General features: G+C 52.6%; 2 protein-coding genes. Both read left to right on the top strand.

Features of this window, described 5'->3' with window-relative positions:
• Positions 1-640: 640 nt before the first annotated feature.
• Positions 641-1,009 (top strand): hypothetical protein, encoded by a 369-nt coding sequence (locus BM269_RS28900; RefSeq protein ID WP_090446051.1) that lies wholly within the window; start codon positions 641-643, stop codon positions 1,007-1,009.
• Positions 981-1,478, top strand: a complete 498-nt coding sequence (locus BM269_RS28895; RefSeq protein ID WP_090446047.1) for a phosphatase domain-containing putative toxin — start codon at positions 981-983, stop codon at positions 1,476-1,478. The genes BM269_RS28900 and BM269_RS28895 overlap by 29 nt, the downstream gene beginning before the upstream one ends.
• Positions 1,479-1,553 lie beyond the last annotated feature (75 nt).

Here is a 1,553-nt window from a genome sequence, read left to right as displayed (position 1 = left end):
CTCCCCGGCGCTTAAACTCCGCTTCCCAGCGGTGTTGGGAACATCTTCGATTAAAGTAGCGTGGCGCTCAAGACGGCGCTGCCTTGACGCTTACGTTTAATGGAAAGAGTCATCGCTACAGCTGGCAGGAATCCCGAGCGATGATCGCTTAAGATAGACTTTTATGCCACCTCACATCACTTTCGGATTCGCCTGGTTTCTTCTGTGCTATCTCGTCTCCGCTGCTTTGATTTTCCGAGCTGAGCGGACGTTGGATTCGAGCGCAAAGGAGAAGCTGGCCGATCTACGCCGTCCATTGAGGCCACTGCCGTTTCTCTTTGCTGGTGGCGTATTTGGACTGATTGCGTTTTTCCCACCGTATGTATGGTTTTTCCTTGTCGCGGTGGGCTTGCCGGTGCTCGGGCTACTAAATTGGCGGCTCAGAACAGGGGATCTTCCCAATTCCTACCTCTCGCCATATTTGCTCGCTTCAGTTACGTTCGGTGTTGGGCTCGCGGGCCTTGCCGCAGCTCTTGGCTATTCCAGCCGATATGCTCTCTAGTCATAGGAATCAAACTGACCAGGTGCGAGCAGGGGAAGGGCTTCTCGGGTGAACTCTAACAATTCCATCAGTCTGGCGCCCACGCGCTGGTCAACTTGAATGTCGACAGTGAAAATTGATAACATCTGGATCGATGCGGAGCATTGGGCTGAGGGCGAGTGGAGGCCCGATGACGAAATCGTTGATGTTCTTGTCACTCTAATTGACGGGAGCCGCTGGGAGGCGACCACCTGTTCATTCAAGCATGTTCAAACCCTCACATCGAGGTGGTCTAGATCTGGCGAGTGCTTAGGTGGCCGATACTTTTGGGCGAAGAATTTGATCCTCGTCACCGATACATCACGAACCACGATCGAACAAACGATCCTTGATCTGATTGAAAACGGTGAGTTCGAATGTGCAATGGCAAAGATCAATCTGGAACCTAATGAGTTGAAGAATGACAGCGGAAGTTTACTGGATTCGTGATATCGAGCCTTTAAGGCTCGCGATTATGCCTCGACCTCGAGGAGGCGACTGGCTTGAGGACGAGATCGCGGGCTGGAAGCGGTCAGGCATCACCGACGTCGTCAGCTTACTTCACCGTTATGAGATCGACGAGCTGTCCATTTCAGGCGAGGCAGCCTTGTGCAAGGCTAACGGCATTGAATACCGATCATTTCCAATCCAAGATCGAAGTATTCCCATTGATACGGCCGACTTCTTCGCGCTGGTGCACGAATTAACTTCGCTGGTTAAGAACAATCGCGGAGTCGCCTTGCATTGTCGCGCTGGTATCGGTCGTTCGGGTCTCACCGCCGCCTGTGTGCTGCTGGGACTTGGCGTATCTGCATCGGAGGCGTTCGCAATCCTGTCACGAGCGCGTCGTTTGCCGGTTCCAGATACGGACTCTCAGGTCGAGTGGTTTCAATCGGTCGCGAGCCTGTCAGAATTTTAGTGTGAATCCGGGGTCATGAAATAATACCGAAAGGGATTGTCCATGACCGACGTAATGACCACTAAAAAGCCAAAA

This window comes from Duganella sp. CF458 (genome assembly GCF_900113115.1).
Classification (GTDB): Bacteria; Pseudomonadota; Gammaproteobacteria; order Burkholderiales; family Burkholderiaceae_D; genus Rugamonas.
Note: the sequence above shows the minus strand (reverse complement) of the source record. Positions and strands in the feature narration are given on the sequence as shown.

Excerpts from the sequence above, each read along its gene's own strand:
- BM269_RS28900 (WP_090446051.1), top strand. The coding sequence starts at position 641 with ATGTCGACAGTGAAAATTGATAACATCTGGATCGATGCGGAGCATTGG.
- BM269_RS28895 (WP_090446047.1), top strand. The coding sequence starts at position 981 with ATGACAGCGGAAGTTTACTGGATTCGTGATATCGAGCCTTTAAGGCTC.